This is a genomic window from Cyanobacteria bacterium QS_8_64_29 (genome assembly GCA_003022125.1).
In the GTDB taxonomy this organism is placed as follows: Bacteria; Cyanobacteriota; Cyanobacteriia; order Cyanobacteriales; family Rubidibacteraceae; genus QS-8-64-29.
Genome location: PXQH01000014.1, coordinates 1 through 16,357, shown reverse-complemented (window position 1 = coordinate 16,357; position 16,357 = coordinate 1). Strand labels below are relative to the sequence as shown.

Genomic DNA, 16,357 nt, shown 5'->3' with positions numbered 1-16,357 from the left:
TGGTAGCAGGGCGCGTCACTCAATAGCGATCAAGGTGGGTGAGTCGCCGTTGGCGCTCCCGCCAGTGCCCGGCGTGCTGGGGACCCGCGGCCGGCGGTAGTCGTGATAGAGTCGATCGCGCCACTCGAAAAAGCGCGCGTAAGCCGGATTGTCCGCTAGTCCCGGGATGCCGCGATCGGCCAGATCGGCGGGGAGCTCGAGATACGCCTGGGACGGGAACTTGATGACAGCACTCAGCCCGGCAACGGCAAAGTCGGCAAGCGTGGGCGTCTCGGCAACCAGATACGGTTGGGCCTCCAACAGCAAGCTGAGGGCTTCCAAGTCCTGCTCGATGCCGCTTTGCGCCTCTTTGAGCGCATTGCCGCCGACCCCAACGCCGGCGCCCAGCACATCCAACAGCTCGGGCGGAACGGCGCTAACCAGCGTTTTGAAGGCATCGGGGGTTTGGTCCGGCAGCAGCGAAGCGCGCAAGTTTTGGTTTTGATTGAGCGCGCCGATTAGGGCCCGACGGCCTTTGAGCCCGATCGACTCGTCCGCCCACTCCTCCATCAGCCAGCACAGGCCGCGCTCGCGCGGCGCGCTGGGAATAGCAGCGGGTTCAGGATACTGCCGCTCCAGGTATCGGGCAATCTCGGTTGAGTCGGCCACCACCGTCTCGCCATCTTTGAGCACCGGCACGGCCGATTGACCCGAGAGCTGGAACACCTCCATCTGCCCGATGCTAGGGGTGACCTCTACCTTGCGGTAGTCCAAGCCCTTAAAGTCGAGCAGAAAGCGGACTTTCTCTGAATAGTGCGACAGTTCAAATTGGTACAGCTCTAGCATGCCCCTATCCCCAAACGCGGATCCGAATCAAGTTTTGCCCAGCCTAACGCGCCGGATGGCGCGAGAGAGGGCATGCGCGCCGGTCGCGCCCGGTTAAAATGAATGCAAGCGCTCAAGCGATTCAGCCTGTGAGCGACGAGCAGGCCACCGCCAATGCCCGGCGCACGAGCGGGACGCCGCCTCAGTTCGCGCGTACTTATTACGGCGAGTTGGGCCTCCACCCGGCGGCCTCGGCCATCGAGATCCGACGCGCCTATCGGGCGCTGAGCAAGCGCTACCATCCCGATACCACCCACCTGCCGCTGGAGACGGCCAACGCTAAATTCCGGCAGCTGAATCAAGCTTACGCCACCCTGAGCAATCCCGAGCGGCGGCGGCGATACGACTTGCAAATCGGCTACGCGCGCGCCCCAGTCATCCAGTCCCCGCCGCATTTCGATCGCGCCCGGGGCCGAGCGGGGCAGCGCCCGCAAGGCTCGCCTGCCTATCTGGAAGCCACCGAGCGGCCGCTGTCGGCAGGCGAGGTCTTTGTGTTGTTCGTTTTGGGCGTGGCGTTTTTGGGCTGCCTGTTGCTGGCGATTGGGTTGGGCCTCACGCGCGGGGAGGCCGTCCTGCAAATGCCCCAACTGCGCAGCGATGCGGGCAGCGCCCAAGCGAGCGTCCAGCTAACGCTGCCGGCCCAGTCCCTATGGCAACGCAACTGATGGAGTTACCCTCAGCCGATACTCCCCTCTACGACCATGCCTTGCCGGCGCTGGAGCAGTGGCTGGGCGAGCTAGGCTGCCAGCAGGATCGCCAGGGACGCCACCGCTGGTACTGGCAGGGCAATGGCTGGCAGGCCGAGCTGCGTTTGGAGGTGGAGGTCCTGGCCGTGCGCTACGAGCCCACCACAGGCGGCAGCAGCACCGAGCGCTCATTTCAATACTCGCTCAGCCGCGCGGATGTGGAAGCGGCGATTTTTGCCGGCCCCTAACTGCCGCTTTGTCTGCCCGAGGACGGGGGCGAGGAGGCCCGCTTGCGGCGCCGTAACAGGCGATCGGAGCCCACGCGGCGCCGCAGGCGGTTCAGGCCGCCGGCAACGGCATCGCGATCGCCGGGAGCTGCCAGTTTGGTCTCGAGCAGCTCTTTGAGCTTGCTGCGGGTCAGCGGGCGGTAGAGCGTGCCCTTTTCGGCCAGCGAGATGGCGCCTGTTTCTTCCGAAACGACGATGCAGAGGCAGTTGGCGACGCGCTCGGTGATCCCCATAGCGGCCCGATGGCGGGTTCCCAGCTGCCGCGAGGCCGCCCGCTCTGACAGCGGCAGGATGATACCGGCCGAAACGATGCGGTAGCCGCGGATGAGGGTGGCGCCATCGTGCAGTCGGGAGGTGGTTTGAAAGATGCTCTGCAGCAGCTCCTTGGAGACTTCGGCGTTGATGGGCACCCCCGGAACGGAAAAATCGCGCTTATCGATCGCGCCGCTGGTTTCTAGGATGACCAACGCGCCCGTCCGGTGTTGGGATAGGTCTTTGATGGCGCTAACGATTTCTTCGAACGCGCTGTTGGGCTGTGCGTTGGGGCGCCGCGAGCTGGGAAACACCGAAGCGAGTTCGCCGCGCCCCAACTGCTCCAAAAAGTAGCGGAGCTCGGATTGGAACATCAGCGCCATGGCGACGATGGTGGCCAAAACGAGCTTATCTAGCACGAAGGGCAACACGGCCAGGCCCAGCCAGCTGCTGCCCATAGCTGCCAAGCGCAGGCCCACCAGCAGTGCAAACGCGCCGCGCACCATCCAGAGGGTGCGGCGCTCGCCAATGACGAGCAACAAGCCGTAAGCCAGCGCCAGGACCAGCCCAATGTCGAGCCCGTAGGTCAGCCAAAAGGACCAACTACTGGGATCGTCGGGCGAGGCCGCGGGAGGCATTGCGGAGGTGGAATCGGTCAGTCAGCGCCGCAGCTGGGGCGAGCGTTGGGGCAGGAAATAGAAATACCCTATGTCCCGATTGTAGCGGCCGACTGCGGGTCCTCCAGCCGCGCCGGCACGCGATCGCGCGCAAGGAGGTCGGCATAGCGCTCGCGCTCGACAATGAGCGCTGCGTCGCCATCGGCAACCAGCACGGCCGCCGGCCGGGGCAGGCGGTTGTAGTTGGAAGCCATGCTGTAGGCGTAGGCGCCGGTTGCCATCACCACCAGGGTGTCGCCAGCTGCCGGCGCTGGTAGCTCGGCATCCCGAATCAGGATGTCGCCGGATTCGCAGTGCTTGCCTGCAACGGTTGCGGTCTCGCTGGCCGCGGCCGACATTCGGTCGGCAATCAGGCAGCGATAGACCGACTCGTAGGTGATGGGGCGGGTGTTATCGGACATGCCGCCATCGACGGCGATGTAGGTGCGCGTCTCGGGAACGACTTTGCGACTGCCCACTGTGTAAGCCGTGATGCCGGCCGGCCCAATGGCCGAGCGGCCCGGCTCGATTAGCAAGCGCGGCAGCGGAACCTCGCGCGCGTGGCAGGCCTCGGCCGTTGCCCGGGCAACGGCCTCACACCAAGCGACAATCGCGGGCGGATCGTCGGCCTCGGTGTAGCGAATGCCCAAACCGCCGCCCAGGTTGAGCTCGCGCGGGGCGAGCCCGAAGGCCGCGGCCTGCTGCAAGCACTCGACCAGCACCGCTGCCAGATCCCGGTGCGGTTGCAACTCGAAGATCTGGGAGCCGATGTGGGCGTGAACGCCTTTGCAATCGAGCTGGGGGCAGGCGGCCACAAAGCGGTAAACGGCCTCCAGCTGACTGGGATCGAAGCCGAATTTGCTATCGAGGTGGCCGGTACGGATGTAGTCGTGCGTGTGGCACTCAATGCCGGGCGTCACGCGCAGCAGCAGCGGGACGGGCGTGCCGCGATCGCTGGCGAGCTGGTCCAGCTGGTGTAGCTCCTGCCAGTTGTCGGCTACCACAGTGGTCCCGGCGTCCAGCGCCTGCTGGAGCTCGGCGCGGGATTTGTTGTTGCCGTGCAGGTAGATGTTCCCCGGCTCCAGACCCGCTTGCAGGGCGGTATGCAGCTCGCCGCCGGAGGCAACGTCAATGCCCAAGCCTTCCTGGGCCACCAGGCGCGCGACCGCCAGACTGCTCCAGGCTTTGGAGGCATAGAGAACTTGCGACTCGCCTGGATAGTACTGCGCCAGGCTGTCGCGGTACTGGCGGCAAGCTTTCCGCAGCGTACGCTCGTCCAGGATGTAGAGCGGCGATCCGAACTGCTGCACCAGCACAGTCACCTCGCAACCGCCAATCTCGAGGCGATCGCGCGCGTTGGCCCGCGCTGTTAGCGGCAGCAGCTGTTGGTTGGGCGACCCCTCGCCCGAGGGCAGGTATTGCAGGCCCGAAGTACCGGCAGCGGCAGAAGTCGAAATCATGGTCGAACCAGGCAGGTGGGGCGAACCGGGCTCGCTGGCAGGCGGCGCCACTGCCGCCCAGGCGGCCGCGATGCCCGAGCCACCACCCTACTATAGAGGCGAACCGGCCCCAAGCACTGCTGTCATGCCTCGCAACAGGCCGGCTCGGGTTTTGCGGCTCAAACCGGCAGCGCCAGCGGATCTGGAGCAGCTTCTGGCGCTAGATCGGCTGTGCTTGGGCGGCCTGTGGAACCGCCAGGGGTACGCGCGCGAGCTGGCCAGCCCCAACAGTACGCTGCTGTTGCTAGCCGAGCGGGATTGCCGCGCGCGCGTTCCGCTCGAGCGGGCCCTGGGGTTGGGATGCTTGTGGTCGATTCTGGAGGAGGCTCACATCACTGTTTTGGGCGTGCGCCCCGAGTGCCGGAGGCAAGGGCTGGGGCAGTTGCTGTTAGGGGCCCTGTTGCAAGCCGCGATCGCGCGCCAGCTCGAGCGAGCCAGCCTGGAAGTTCGCGCCTCCAACGGCGCAGCCATCGGGCTGTACCGGCAGTTCGGTTTTGTAGCGCTCGGGCAGCGGCGCAACTACTACACGGACCCAATCGAGGATGCCACGGTGCTGTGGTTGCGCGGCTTGGACGAGCCCACCCTGGCGGCGTGGTTGCAGCGGCAGCAAGCGGCCCTGCAGCGCCGCCTAGCTCGGGCAGGCTGGGCCTTCTGCGACGAGCGCGATCGGGCGGCGGTCCCGGCCTGGGATGGCCCCTAGCTGCACCCGGTGCGGTCGCACCCGTTCGCCAGCCTCCCCACCAACTGCCGATTCCGGGGCAAAAGCGGGACAAGACACCTGTGCTAGGATTGCTTTTACAAGGGCATTCAGCAGGTGATGGAAGTAGGTCATGTTCGAACGCTTCACCGAGAAAGCTATTAAAGTAATCATGCTGGCCCAGGAGGAAGCGCGCCGCCTGGGACATAATTTTGTCGGTACCGAACAGATCCTGTTGGGCCTGATCGGCGAGGGCACTGGCGTTGCTGCCAAAGTGCTCAAGTCCATGGGCGTCAACCTCAAAGATGCCCGCATTGAAGTCGAAAAAATCATCGGGCGCGGCTCGGGCTTTGTGGCAGTTGAGATTCCGTTTACGCCGCGGGCCAAGCGCGTTTTGGAACTCTCGCTGGAAGAAGCCCGCCAACTGGGCCACAACTACATCGGCACCGAGCACCTGCTGTTAGGCCTGATTCGGGAAGGCGAAGGCGTAGCCGCCCGCGTGCTGGAGAATCTGGGCGTAGATCTGTCCAAGGTCCGCACCCAAGCGATCCGGATGCTGGGCGAATCGGCCGAGGTATCCACCGGCAGCCCCCAAGGCAAAACCAAAACGCCCACCCTGGATGAGTTTGGCTCCAATCTGACCCAAATGGCGCAGGAGAGCAAGCTCGATCCGGTTGTGGGCCGCCAGCAGGAGATCGAGCGCGTCATTCAAATCTTGGGGCGCCGCACCAAAAATAATCCCGTCCTCATCGGCGAGCCGGGGGTGGGCAAAACCGCCATTGCCGAAGGCCTGGCCCAGCGCATCATTAACAACGACGTGCCCGACATCTTGGAAGACAAGCGCGTCGTCACCCTCGATATTGGCTTGCTGGTTGCCGGCACCAAGTACCGGGGCGAGTTCGAGGAACGCCTGAAAAAAATCATGGATGAGATCCGCCAGGCCGGCAACATCATCCTGGTGGTCGATGAGGTCCATACGCTCATCGGGGCTGGCGCTGCGGAAGGCGCCATCGACGCGGCCAACATTCTCAAGCCCGCCTTGGCCCGCGGCGAGCTGCAGTGCATCGGCGCCACAACCCTGGATGAATACCGCAAGCACATCGAGCGGGACGCTGCGCTAGAGCGGCGCTTTCAACCCATCACCGTAGGCGAGCCCTCGGTAGAAGAAACTAGCGAAATCCTCCACGGGCTGCGCGATCGCTACGAGCAGCACCACAAGCTCAAAATCACCGATGAAGCCCTCGAAGCAGCTGCCAAGCTCTCGGATCGTTACATCTCGGATCGCTACCTGCCGGACAAAGCCATCGATTTGATCGACGAGGCCGGTTCGCGGGTGCGCCTGATCAACTCGCAGCTGCCGCCCGCGGCCAAGGAGCTGGATCGCGAGCTGCGCCAAATCCTCAAACAGAAGGATGAGGCCGTGCGGGCCCAAGATTTCGACAAGGCTGGGGAGCTGCGCGATCGCGAAATGGAAATCAAAGCCAAGATTCGCTCGCTGGCATCGGCCAACAAAGGGGATGGAGATGCCCAGGGCGATGGCGATAGCGACGCCGAAAGTAGCGAGAGCGAAGCGGGCAATCTCCCCGTGGTCAATGAAGAGGAAATCGCCCAAATCGTCTCGTCTTGGACGGGGGTCCCGGTGAACAAGCTCACCGAGACCGAGTCCGAGAAACTGCTCAACATGGAGGATACGCTCCACGACCGCCTGATCGGTCAAGAAGAAGCCGTCAAGGCAGTCTCGCGGGCGATCCGACGGGCGCGCGTCGGGCTCAAAAACCCCAATCGCCCCATTGCCAGCTTCGTGTTCTCGGGGCCGACAGGGGTGGGAAAAACCGAGCTAACCAAAGCGCTGGCCGCTTACTTCTTTGGCTCGGAGGAGGCGATGGTTCGCCTCGATATGTCCGAGTTCATGGAGCGCCACACGGTCTCCAAGCTCATCGGCTCCCCACCGGGCTACGTGGGCTACAGCGAGGGCGGCCAGCTAACCGAAGCCGTCCGCCGGCGCCCCTACACGGTGGTGCTGTTCGATGAGATCGAAAAGGCCCACCCCGATGTGTTCAACACGCTGCTGCAGATCCTGGAAGACGGTCGCCTCACCGACGCCAAAGGGCGCGTGGTGGATTTCAAAAACACCATGCTGATCATGACCTCCAACGTCGGCTCGCAGGTGATCGAAAAAGGGGGCGGCGGCCTGGGCTTCGAGCTCAACGAGGATCAAGCCGAGTCGCAGTACCAGCGCATTCGCACCCTGGTTAACGAGGAACTCAAGCAGTACTTCCGGCCGGAGTTTCTCAATCGGCTGGACGAGATCATCGTCTTCCGCCAGCTCACGCGCGACGAGGTCAAATCCATTGCCGAAATTCTGCTGCGCGAGATCTTCTCGCGGCTGACCGAGCAGAACATCTCGCTCGAGGTTAGCGAGCGGTTCCGCGATCGGTTGGTGGAGGAAGGGTACAGCCCCAGCTACGGGGCGCGCCCGCTGCGCCGCGCCATCATGCGCTTGCTGGAAGATGTCTTGGCCGAGGAAATGCTCTCCGGCCGCCTCTCGGAAGGAGACAAGGCATTGGTCGATCTGGACGAGGAGGGCAACGTTCAGGTTCTGCCCAGCAGCGATCGCGGCGAGGGACAAGAGCTGACGCCGCAAACGGCGCAGTAACGAAACCGGAGCGTGCTAGCTGTAGGGGCCATCTAGTGGTCCCTACGGGAGGTTACTCGTCGCTTGCCTAGATGCCGGTATGTCGGCCAATAGAACCCCCGCCATGCCTGCCATTGCCAAGCGCGAGCCGTTCCCGACCCCGCTCGATCCGCTCAACGCCGGCGCTTACTACGCCATCCAGCAACTGCGAGGCGGCCTCAGCCTGGCGCACAAGCGCGCGACCTCGCAGTTGAAACGGTTGCTGGCGCCCCAGGCCGATCAGCCGACGAAGCCGCTATCGGCAGCCGGGCAGCAGCAACTGCAGCAGCGGCGCGGGCGGCTGCTAGCCCAAGACTGGCAGGACGCGCAGCGCGGCGTTTACCCGCAAAGCCTGCTGTTTGAAGCTCCTTGGCCGGAGTGGCTGCGCGACTATCCCACATTCTGGTGGGATGCCATGCGCGCTTGGCAGCGCATCCAGGCGGCCCGCCACCGCGAATTTGCCCCCGAGATCGACACCAGCGGCTACCCCGACTACTACCTGCAAAACTTTCACCACCAGACCGATGGCTACCTCAGCGAGCTGTCGGCGCGCTTGTACGACCTGCAAGTGGAGCTCTTTTTTAACGGCACCGCCGATGCCATGCGCCGGCGCATCCTGACGCCAATGCAGCAAGCGTTGGCCGCGCCGCAGCAGCCCCGCCGTTTGGCCGATCTGGCCTGCGGTACGGGGCGCACACTGCAGTTTTTGCGCGCCGCCTTCCCGCAAGCAGCCCTGTGGGGGATAGATCTCTCCCGGAGCTACCTGCGCAAGGCCCGCGAGCGGCTCGCTGCCCAACCGGGCGAGCAACCGCGGCTGCTGGCCGCCAACCTAGAGGCCCTGCCCTGCCCTAGCGATCGCTTCCACGGCGTCAGCTGCGTTTTTACGCTGCACGAGCTGCCGGCGCCCGCCCGCCAGCGCGCGCTGGATGAGGCATGCCGCATTACCCGCCCGGGGGGCGCATTCGTGCTCTGCGACTCCCTGCAGCTCGATGACGTGCCGGCGCTCAATCCCATGTTGGAGAACTTCCCCGTCCTACTGCACGAGCCCTACTACCGGCACTACATCCACGACAGTATTGAGGCGCGCCTGGCGCAAGCCGGCTTTGAGCTGCTCGGCACGAGCTCGCACTTTGTCAGCAAGTACTGGGTGGCGCGCAAGCCGGCAGCAGCCTAACCGTGGGGCTTGAGGGCCGCCGTCATAGCCAGCAGCACGGCGCCAATCGCCACGCTTGCCAGCGACAGCGGCGTTTGCTTGATGGCTGCCAGGCCCACCAGCTGCAGCTCTGCTGTGATCCAGGCGGCAACGAGCAGGTACCAAACCCCAAGACGTGGCATCGCCCCACCTCGCCCAGATTGTTAATTTTTTTTAATCATAACAAATAAAAGGCCGAACTTGCGGTAATGCTACTGCGGTCGCGATCACGGATCCAGCATGTCGCGCAGGCCGTCTCCCAACAGGTTGAACGCCAGCACGATGGCGGTAATGAAAGCGCCGGGAAACAGCATGGTCCAAGGGGCCGAGAGGGCGTAGCCCCCGCGGAAGGCATCGGCCAGCATCGTGCCCACCTCCGGGGTGGGCGGTTGCGCGCCCAGCCCCAAAAAGCCCAGGCCGGCGGCTTCCAGCGTCGCCGTTCCCACCGAGAGCGTGGCCTGCACCACGATAGGCCCCAAGCTGGCCGGCAGCAGGTGCCGAAACAGAACGCGCGCCGAGCCAGCGCCCTGGGCCCGAGCGGCCACCACAAACTCGCGCTCGCGCAGCGAGAGCACCATGCTGCGCGTCAGCCGAATGAAAATGGGCACCTGCACCACACCCACCGCAACCATGGCACCGGCCAAGCTCGGGCCGGCCAGCGTCACAATGGTGATCGCCAGCAGGATCGCCGGAAAGGCCAGCAGGATATCGGTGAGCCAGCCCACTACTACCTCGATGGCGCCGCGGAAGTAGCCTGCAATTAGCCCCAGCAGCGTGCCAGCGACTAGGCCCAGCGCCACCGAGAGCGGCCCCATCAGCAGCGAGGTGCGCACCCCATACCACACCAGCGTCAGCACGTCCCGCCCCAAACTGTCGGTGCCGAACCAGTGCCGGCCGCTGGGCGGCTCCAACCGCGCCGCATAGTTGCGCGCCGTCTCGGGCTCGAACGGCTGCAGCACGGGAGCCAGCAGGGCTAGTCCCACCAGCGCTCCCACCAGCACCAGCCCCACGCGCCCGGCCGGCGATCGCCACAACTGCCGCATGCCTGCGCGCAGCGCCGCCAGCGTCGGTCGTGCGGTGCTTGCCATGACGGCTGCCTCGCTCAGCGCTGCCGGATGCGCGGGTCGAGCAGCGTGTAGCTAATATCGACCAGCAGGTTGAGCGTCACGAAGGCGACGGCGACTACCAAGGTCCCGCCCTGAACGACCGGGTAGTCCCGCGCCAGGATGGCCTCGTAGATCCAACTTCCCAACCCCGGCCAGGAAAAAATGGTCTCGGTGAGGATGGCGCCGCCCAGCAGCGTGCCGAACTGCAGCCCGGCCACGGTTACCACCGGCAGCAGCGCGTTGCGCAGCGCGTGCCGCCCTAGCACCAGCGACTCGCGCAGCTCCTTAGCCCGCGCTGTGCGGATGTAGTCCTGGTTGAGGGCCTCTAGGGTGGCCGAGCGCGCGATCCGGGCCAGGATGGCCAGCGGGATCGTACCCAGGGTCAGGGCGGGCAGCACCAGATGGGCGAGCGCATCGCGCAGCAGCAGCCCATCGCGCTGCCAGAGCGCGTCCAACACGTAAAAGCCGGTGGGGGTCTCAAACGCCGCCCGCTCGAGGCCCAGGCGCCCGCTGGGCGGGAGCCAGTTGAGCTTGACCGCAAACGCGTACACCAGAAGCAGCCCCAGCCAGTAGACGGGCATGGAAACGCCCAACAGCGATCCGGTCATAGTGAGCTGGTCCCAAGCGCGGTTCTGGTAGGCAGCGGCCAGTACGCCGGCCGGAATGCCCAAACCAACCGCCACGAGCATGGCAGCGGCCGCCAGCTCGAAGGTGGCCGGCCAGCGCTGCGCGATGCCCTGCGCCACGGGCAACCCAGTCTCAATGCTGGTCCCCAGCTCCCCGCGCAGGATTCGGCCCAGAAAGGCCACGAACTGCACCGGCAGCGGGCGATCCAGGCCCAGCTGCTCGCGCAGCGCCGCCACGCGCGCGGGCGTGGCCTGCTCGCCCAACAGCACAGTGGCCGGATCGCCGGGCGTTAAGTGCAAAAACCCAAACATCAACAGCGCTACGCCCAGCAGCACCGGGATCAGATCCAGCAAGCGCCGAAGCAGGTACCGCAGCATGGGCGAGGCAATTACGAGGTGCCGGCGGTTTTGCGGACGCGCTCGAGCGACTCTGCGCCCACCGGGCTAGGATCCCAGCCCGTGATGTTGGCGCGCTTGCCCAGCAGCGGCTGGGCGTGGACCACCGGAATGCGCACGGCCTCCTCAAACAGGATCTCGTTCACCTGGGCGTACAGCTGGGCGCGCTCCTCGCGCGCCTGCACGCGGCGCGCTCGCTCCAGCAGCTCCACCACGCGTTCGTTTTGCCAGTCGCCTAGGTCGTCGGTGCCGGTGGGGCCAAAGTGGGGGTAGTAAAAGTTATCCGGATCGCCGTAGTCGCCGCTCCAGCCCAGCATGAAGGCCTGGAAGCCCGGATCCTGGTTGCGATCGCTGAGGTAGGCGGCCCAGTCTTTGGTTTGGAGATTGACCTCGATGCCAATGTCGCTGAGCTCGGCGGCAAAGGCTTCAGCGATGGGCTTGGGTGTGGGGTAGTAGGGGCGCGAGACGGGCATGTACCAGAGGTTGAGCTCGAACCCGTCCGGGTAACCCGCCCGGGCGAGCGCCTGCCGGGCGCGCTGGGTGTCGCTGCCGTAGCCCGAGACTTGGGGCGATTGCGCCCAGTCGAGCGCGGGGGGCGTAAAGTGGGCGTCGGCGGTCCCCAACCCCTGCCAAAAGGCCTCGACGATGGCCTCGCGGTCGAGGGCCGCCGCGATCACGCGCCGGACCTGGGGCTGGGCCAGCGGCTCGTGGCTGGGGTTGAGCGCCAGATAGCCCACATTGAATGCCGGCCGCAGGACCGGATCCAGGCGCTCGCTGCGCTCCAGGGCACTGCGCTGGTCCGGGGCGAAATCGACCGTTAGGTCCAAGGCCCCGGCCCGGAGCTCGGCCAAGCGGGCGGCCGGATCGCTGACAAAGCGGATGACGAGCTGCTCGGTCCGGGGCAGGCCGTCGCGCCAGTAGTCGGGATGGGCGCTGAGCTCGACGCGATCGCCGCTGCGCCACGCGTCCAACTGGAACGGCCCTGTTCCCACCGCCGGTGCCGTGGGCGTGCTGTAATCGGCGCCCGCTTGGCGAATGGCGCTGGGGCTGGCAATGCCAAAATACCCTGATGCCAGAGCGTCAGGGAAGGCTGCAAACGGCTGGCTGAGCGCGATCCGGAGGGTATGGGATCCGGTGACGGTAATGTCTCGGACCAGCGAATCGGGGTCCCCCTTAAAGCCGCCGAACAGGTAGGCCCAGGGCTCGTACCCTTTGCCGGCGTCGCGGTAGCCGTGCGGGTGCTCGGGGTCCCACCAGCGCTCGAGGTTGAATTGGACCGCCTCGGCATTGAGCGGAGTGCCGTCGTGGAAGCGCACGCCCTGGCGCAGGGTTAGGGTCCATTCCCGACCGCCAGCGGCCGCCTGCCAGTCCGTTGCCAGGCCCGGCCGGAGCTCGGTAGTACCGGGCTCGAACTCGATCAGGCGGTTGTAGATTTGGTTCTGCACGATGATGGAGTTGCCATCGGTGATGTTGCCCGACTCGAGGCTGACAGGTTCGCCGCCCGAGCCGTAGACCAAGGTGTTGGGGGGCGTGGAGGCGGTGCGCTCGCCGCTGCCATTGGGGTTGCCGCTGCAGTTGAGCAGGCCCACGGCCAGGGCAACGGCAGCTGCCAGCAGGCCCCACCGCCGCCAGTGTCGCTGGTACTGCATGGCGATTTTGTCCGTGGGCGCCGATGGCCGTCGCTGCTAGCGCCCACTAGTGCCCCCAGCATGCCAGTCCGCCAGCGCTGTGGCGATCGCAGCTGGGGCATCCTCGGGGCTGAAGTGGCCAGCACCAGGCAGCGGTACCACCGTCGCCCGCGCCAAGCGCTGCCGGTAAGCGCGCCCGAAGGCCGGATCCCGCTCGCCCCACAGCAGCAGGCTGGGCTTGCCCGTCAGGCAGTCCAGATGGCGCCACACCGCGGCCAGAACCGGCCGGCCAGCAGCGATCGCGCAGGTACCGGATGAGTTGGCGATAGAGAAAGCTCCAGGTGGGATTGCCGTGCAGCAGCAGCAGCGGCGGGCCGCTGCCTTCATCCAGGTAGTGCAGCGCGTGCCCCTGCAGTGCCATCCAGCGGCTCCGGAACGGCAACTGCGCCCGATCCAGCTACGCCGGTTGCCCGCTGCGGCCGCGCACGCTAGCGGATGCGCTCGCAGCGGTAGCGGCCGCGGATGTGGGCGTTGAAGTAGTCGCCAGCCGAGTCCGCTTGCTGCAGCCCGTCGTAGGCCCCGGCCGGCACGGCGTGGTAGGCGTAGGTGCGGCCGCTATCGAAGGTGACCTGCAGCGTTTGGTGCTCGCGGTCGTAGTCGAAAGCGTGCGGTACCAGGCCGTGGCTGCGCAGCAGCGGAAAGGCGATCACGTCGCGGATGCTGGTGAGATCGGCCAGCAGCATGACTAGGCGGTCCAGGCCAATGCCCAGGCCGCCAGTGGGGGGCAGGCCGTACTCCAGCGCTGCCAGGAAGTCTTCATCGGGCCCGTGGGCAGTGGGATCGCCGGCCGCTTTGAGTGCCGCCTGCCGCTCCAGGCGCTGCCGCTGGTCGATGGGATCGGTGAGCTCGGAGAAACTGTTGGCAATCTCGCGCCCGCCGACAAACAGCTCGAAGCGCTCCACCAAGCCAGGCTGGCTGCGGTGCGGCTTGGCCAGCGGCGAAATCTCGACGGGGAAGTCCGTCACCAGCGTGGGCTGGATCAGCGTGGGCTCGACGGCTTGCTCGAAGGCCTCGTTGAGCACCTTGCCCACCGTGTCGCACTCGGGCGAGAGCGCGATGCCGGCCTCGCGGGCAGCCGCTTGCGCCGCGTCGGGATCTGGCAATTGCCAAAAATCGACCCCCGTCTGGGCGCGCACGGCTTCCTGCATAGTTACCCGCTGCCAGGGGGGACTCAAATCGATAGTTTGGCCCTGGTAGCTGACCTGCAGCGTGCCCAGCACCTCGCGCGCCACGGCAGCGACCAGATCCTCGGTCAGCGCCATCATGTCGGTGTAATCGGCATAGGCCTGATACAGCTCCAGGGAGCTGAACTCGGGGTTGTGGCGCGTGGAGATGCCTTCGTTGCGAAAAACGCGCCCCAGCTCGAATACGCGCTCGAAACCGCCCACCACCAGGCGCTTGAGGTGGAGCTCGGTGGCCACGCGCAGGTAGAGATCCATCTCAAGCGCATTGTGGTAGGTCTCGAACGGGCGCGCGTCGGCGCCGCCGGGCCGCACCTGCAGCACCGGTGTCTCGACCTCAATAAAGCCCTGCGCTTCCAGATAGCGCCGGATGGCCGAGATCGTGCGCGCGCGCTGGCGGAAGGTCTCGCGGACCTTGGGGTTGACAATAAGGTCGACATAGCGCTGCCGGTAGCGCTTTTCGGTATCGGTCAGGCCATGCCGTTTGTCTGGCAGCGGCAGCAAGGATTTGGTCAAAACGGCGTAGCGATCGACATGGACCGAGAGCTCGCCCTTGTCGGTGCGCTTGAGCGTGCCGCACGCGCCCAGAATGTCGCCGGTATCGGTGAGCTTTTTGAGGTGGTCGAAGGCCTCCGGCACCTCGGCCATGCCCGCCGCAATGCGTTGTTTGTCCAGATAGAGCTGGATGGTCCCGCTGGCATCTTGCAGCTCAAAAAAGGCCAGCTTGCCGAACACGCGGCGCGCCATGATGCGCCCGGCCACTGCCACAGTCTCGGCCTCGCTCTCGGCGCCGGCGGGCAAATCGGCGTAGCGAGCCTGCAGCTCGGCAGCGCGGTGGGTGGGCTCCCAGCGGTAGGCGTAGGCCTCGAGGCCAACGGCCTGCAGCTTCTGGGCTTTCTCGCGGCGCGTGGCGCGGATGCTCTCTAACGTCGCAGTGCTGTCGTCGGCGTGATCGGCGGGCATAACAGCGTCCGGGCATTCGGGCAGCCCGTCTGATTCTATCGGATCCCAACTGGGGACCTCGCCGCTCAGGCGGCCTGCGGCGCCGCGTTGAGGCGCTCGCCCGTTTCAACATCGAACCAGTGCAGCGCCCGGTCGGGCAGGGCCAGCTCGAGCGCCTCGCCCGCCTCGCGCCGCTCGGCCGGAAGCAGTGCCCGCAGGGTTTGGCCCGTGCGCGGCAGTTGCAAGCTTACCAGCTGATCCCGGCCCAGCTGCTCGGTCAGATAGAGCTCGCCGGTTACGGCCAAGGCGTCGTCCGCGCGGGCCAGGCGCAGGGCCTCGGGCCGGATGCCCAGCACGATCTGGGGGCGATCGCGGGCCGCTTCCGGGAGCGGCACGGGCGTCTCGCCCAGGAGGGTCTTGCCGTCGCGGCAGTTGAGCGTTAGCAGGTTCATCTGCGGGCTGCCGATAAAGCTGGCCACAAAGCGATTGGCCGGTGCCGTGTAGATGGTGTACTCGTAGTTTATGCACTAGATCGCGATCCCCGAAACTCCCTCAATATGGGAGTCATGTTCTTTGGTGGGCGTGCATCTGCTGCTCAAATTGGTATCACATAGACCACCGGCTTGTTCTGGTTTTGAAAGATCTGCTTGAGCTCGGCGCGCACTTGCTCGCGCAGCAGCGCATCCAGGTTGCTGAGCGGCTCATCCAGCAAAAATACGTCCGGGTCGCGCACCAGCGCCCGGGCCACAGCGACCCGCTGCCGCTGGCCACCCGAGAGCTGGCTGGGGCGGCGATCGCGCAGCCCCGGATCCAGATTGAGTTTAGTCATGGCCTCGCGCACGCGCCGCTCGATCTCGGGCTTGGGGGTTTTGCGGATGCGCAGCGGCGAGCTGATGTTCTCGCCCACGGTCATGTGCGGGTAGAGCGCGTAGCTCTGAAAGACCATGGCGACGTTGCGCTTGCCAGGCGGGAAGCGGTTGACTGATCGCCCGCCGATGGCGACTTCGCCGCGGGTGGGCTGCTCCAGACCGGCAATGGTGCGAAGCAGCGTTGACTTACCGCACCCCGAGGGCCCGACAAAGGTTAAAAACTCGCCGTCCTCGACGGTCAGGTTGAGCTCCTTGAGCGGAACGGTTTGGGGATCGTACTGCTTTTGCAGCTGGCGCAGCTCGAGCTTGGCCATGGCACGCTCCTAACCTTTGACGGCACCGGCGGTCAGGCCGCGCACGATCCGGCGCTGGAAGACCAGCACCAGCAGCACTAGCGGCAGCGTGCCGGTGACAGTCGCTGCCGCGATGGGCCCGTAGGGAACCTTGAATAGGGCCGTCGCTCCCAGTTGCGCGGTGCCCACCGGCAGCGTCTTCATCTACTCTTGGGTGATAAAGGTAAGCGCAAAAATGAACTCGTTCTAAGAAAAAATAAAGGCCAAAATGCCGGTTTTGACACTCCCCTTCCTAAAGAAAGGGGATTCTCGCTTCATTGGGAGGCCCTAGAACTAGCTTGTACCAGTTCCCCGGAACCTTTACCCTCAGCGAGCATTTTTCCCGTCTGCCCAACGGTACTAACGACTTGCGCGGCAGCCACATCCCGGTCGGTAGTGTAGCCGCACTC

15 protein-coding genes and 2 pseudogenes are annotated in these 16,357 nt (G+C 65.5%); 5 read left to right on the top strand and 12 right to left on the bottom strand.

The features are described 5' to 3' along the window. Positions 1-15: 15 nt before the first annotated feature. Positions 16-825 carry a glutathione S-transferase gene (locus tag BRC58_03180; GenBank protein PSP18619.1) on the bottom strand — a complete coding sequence of 270 codons (810 nt, stop codon included), beginning with the start codon at positions 823-825 and terminating at the stop codon, positions 16-18. A gap of 98 nt (positions 826-923) precedes the next feature. Here BRC58_03180 and BRC58_03175 point away from each other — a divergent pair, with 98 nt between their 5' ends. Further along, positions 924-1,529 carry a molecular chaperone DnaJ gene (locus BRC58_03175; protein PSP18618.1) on the top strand — a complete coding sequence of 202 codons (606 nt, stop codon included), beginning with the start codon at positions 924-926 and terminating at the stop codon, positions 1,527-1,529. Next, complete coding sequence (locus tag BRC58_03170; GenBank protein PSP18655.1) at positions 1,529-1,798, top strand: DUF3143 domain-containing protein; 270 nt, start codon at positions 1,529-1,531, stop codon at positions 1,796-1,798. Before BRC58_03175 ends, BRC58_03170 begins: the two co-directional genes overlap by 1 nt. Here the strand turns inward: BRC58_03170 and BRC58_03165 are convergent. Continuing rightward, positions 1,795-2,727 carry a TIGR00159 family protein gene (locus BRC58_03165; protein PSP18617.1) on the bottom strand — a complete coding sequence of 311 codons (933 nt, stop codon included), beginning with the start codon at positions 2,725-2,727 and terminating at the stop codon, positions 1,795-1,797. The two genes, BRC58_03170 and BRC58_03165, sit on opposite strands and share 4 nt — an antisense overlap. A 68-nt stretch (positions 2,728-2,795) precedes the next feature. After that, positions 2,796-4,205, bottom strand: coding sequence for a diaminopimelate decarboxylase (lysA, locus tag BRC58_03160; GenBank protein ID PSP18616.1), 1,410 nt, complete (start codon positions 4,203-4,205; stop codon positions 2,796-2,798). A gap of 124 nt (positions 4,206-4,329) precedes the next feature. On the opposite strand from lysA, the gene BRC58_03155 reads away from it, so the two are divergent. The 3 genes from BRC58_03155 (at position 4,330) to BRC58_03145 (ending at position 8,789) form a co-directional block, all read left to right on the top strand. Further along, the gene (locus tag BRC58_03155) at positions 4,330-4,944 is read left to right on the top strand and encodes a ribosomal-protein-alanine N-acetyltransferase RimI (protein ID PSP18654.1); all 615 of its coding nucleotides are present in this window, start codon (positions 4,330-4,332) and stop codon (positions 4,942-4,944) included. 130 nt (positions 4,945-5,074) lie between these two features. Continuing rightward, entirely contained in the window at positions 5,075-7,597 is a 2,523-nt protein-coding gene (locus BRC58_03150) for an ATP-dependent Clp protease ATP-binding subunit ClpC (protein PSP18615.1), read from the top strand. 103 nt (positions 7,598-7,700) lie between these two features. Then, complete coding sequence (locus tag BRC58_03145) at positions 7,701-8,789, top strand: SAM-dependent methyltransferase (protein PSP18653.1); 1,089 nt, start codon at positions 7,701-7,703, stop codon at positions 8,787-8,789. 245 nt (positions 8,790-9,034) lie between these two features. Here BRC58_03145 and BRC58_03140 read toward each other — a convergent pair whose 3' ends face one another. The 9 genes and pseudogenes from BRC58_03140 to BRC58_03100 all read right to left on the bottom strand — a co-directional run. Continuing rightward, positions 9,035-9,895 carry a peptide ABC transporter permease gene (locus tag BRC58_03140; protein PSP18614.1) on the bottom strand — a complete coding sequence of 287 codons (861 nt, stop codon included), beginning with the start codon at positions 9,893-9,895 and terminating at the stop codon, positions 9,035-9,037. A gap of 14 nt (positions 9,896-9,909) precedes the next feature. After that, positions 9,910-10,917 carry a peptide ABC transporter permease gene (locus BRC58_03135; GenBank protein ID PSP18613.1) on the bottom strand — a complete coding sequence of 336 codons (1,008 nt, stop codon included), beginning with the start codon at positions 10,915-10,917 and terminating at the stop codon, positions 9,910-9,912. 11 nt (positions 10,918-10,928) lie between these two features. Continuing rightward, on the bottom strand, positions 10,929-12,584 hold the full coding sequence (locus BRC58_03130) for an ABC transporter substrate-binding protein (protein ID PSP18612.1): 1,656 nt from the start codon (positions 12,582-12,584) through the stop codon (positions 10,929-10,931). Positions 12,585-12,855: 271 nt separating this feature from the next. Next, positions 12,856-12,984, bottom strand: a pseudogene (locus tag BRC58_03125) (alpha/beta hydrolase). A 67-nt stretch (positions 12,985-13,051) separates the two neighbouring features. After that, a complete protein-coding gene (gene lysS, locus BRC58_03120) occupies positions 13,052-14,767 on the bottom strand; it encodes a lysine--tRNA ligase (protein ID PSP18611.1) in 1,716 nt (571 codons plus the stop codon). Between the two features lie 65 nt (positions 14,768-14,832). Next, positions 14,833-15,198: a hypothetical protein gene (locus BRC58_03115; protein ID PSP18610.1), complete on the bottom strand. Its 366-nt coding sequence runs from the start codon at positions 15,196-15,198 to the stop codon at positions 14,833-14,835. 143 nt (positions 15,199-15,341) lie between these two features. Beyond that, on the bottom strand, positions 15,342-15,929 hold the full coding sequence (locus BRC58_03110; protein PSP18609.1) for a spermidine/putrescine ABC transporter ATP-binding protein: 588 nt from the start codon (positions 15,927-15,929) through the stop codon (positions 15,342-15,344). A 9-nt stretch (positions 15,930-15,938) separates the two neighbouring features. Next, positions 15,939-16,190: pseudogene (locus BRC58_03105) on the bottom strand (sugar ABC transporter). A gap of 32 nt (positions 16,191-16,222) precedes the next feature. Then, a partial coding sequence (locus BRC58_03100) for a transposase (GenBank protein ID PSP18608.1) occupies positions 16,223-16,357 on the bottom strand: 135 nt, incomplete at its 5' end.

Excerpts from the sequence above, each read along its gene's own strand:
- BRC58_03180 (PSP18619.1), bottom strand. The coding sequence starts at position 825 with ATGCTAGAGCTGTACCAATTTGAACTGTCGCACTATTCAGAGAAAGTC.
- BRC58_03175 (PSP18618.1), top strand. The coding sequence starts at position 924 with ATGAATGCAAGCGCTCAAGCGATTCAGCCTGTGAGCGACGAGCAGGCC.
- BRC58_03170 (PSP18655.1), top strand. The coding sequence starts at position 1,529 with ATGGAGTTACCCTCAGCCGATACTCCCCTCTACGACCATGCCTTGCCG.
- BRC58_03165 (PSP18617.1), bottom strand. The coding sequence starts at position 2,727 with ATGCCTCCCGCGGCCTCGCCCGACGATCCCAGTAGTTGGTCCTTTTGG.
- lysA (PSP18616.1), bottom strand. The coding sequence starts at position 4,205 with ATGATTTCGACTTCTGCCGCTGCCGGTACTTCGGGCCTGCAATACCTG.
- BRC58_03155 (PSP18654.1), top strand. The coding sequence starts at position 4,330 with ATGCCTCGCAACAGGCCGGCTCGGGTTTTGCGGCTCAAACCGGCAGCG.
- BRC58_03150 (PSP18615.1), top strand. The coding sequence starts at position 5,075 with ATGTTCGAACGCTTCACCGAGAAAGCTATTAAAGTAATCATGCTGGCC.
- BRC58_03145 (PSP18653.1), top strand. The coding sequence starts at position 7,701 with ATGCCTGCCATTGCCAAGCGCGAGCCGTTCCCGACCCCGCTCGATCCG.
- BRC58_03140 (PSP18614.1), bottom strand. The coding sequence starts at position 9,895 with ATGGCAAGCACCGCACGACCGACGCTGGCGGCGCTGCGCGCAGGCATG.
- BRC58_03135 (PSP18613.1), bottom strand. The coding sequence starts at position 10,917 with ATGCTGCGGTACCTGCTTCGGCGCTTGCTGGATCTGATCCCGGTGCTG.
- BRC58_03130 (PSP18612.1), bottom strand. The coding sequence starts at position 12,584 with ATGCAGTACCAGCGACACTGGCGGCGGTGGGGCCTGCTGGCAGCTGCC.
- lysS (PSP18611.1), bottom strand. The coding sequence starts at position 14,767 with ATGCCCGCCGATCACGCCGACGACAGCACTGCGACGTTAGAGAGCATC.
- BRC58_03115 (PSP18610.1), bottom strand. The coding sequence starts at position 15,198 with ATGAACCTGCTAACGCTCAACTGCCGCGACGGCAAGACCCTCCTGGGC.
- BRC58_03110 (PSP18609.1), bottom strand. The coding sequence starts at position 15,929 with ATGGCCAAGCTCGAGCTGCGCCAGCTGCAAAAGCAGTACGATCCCCAA.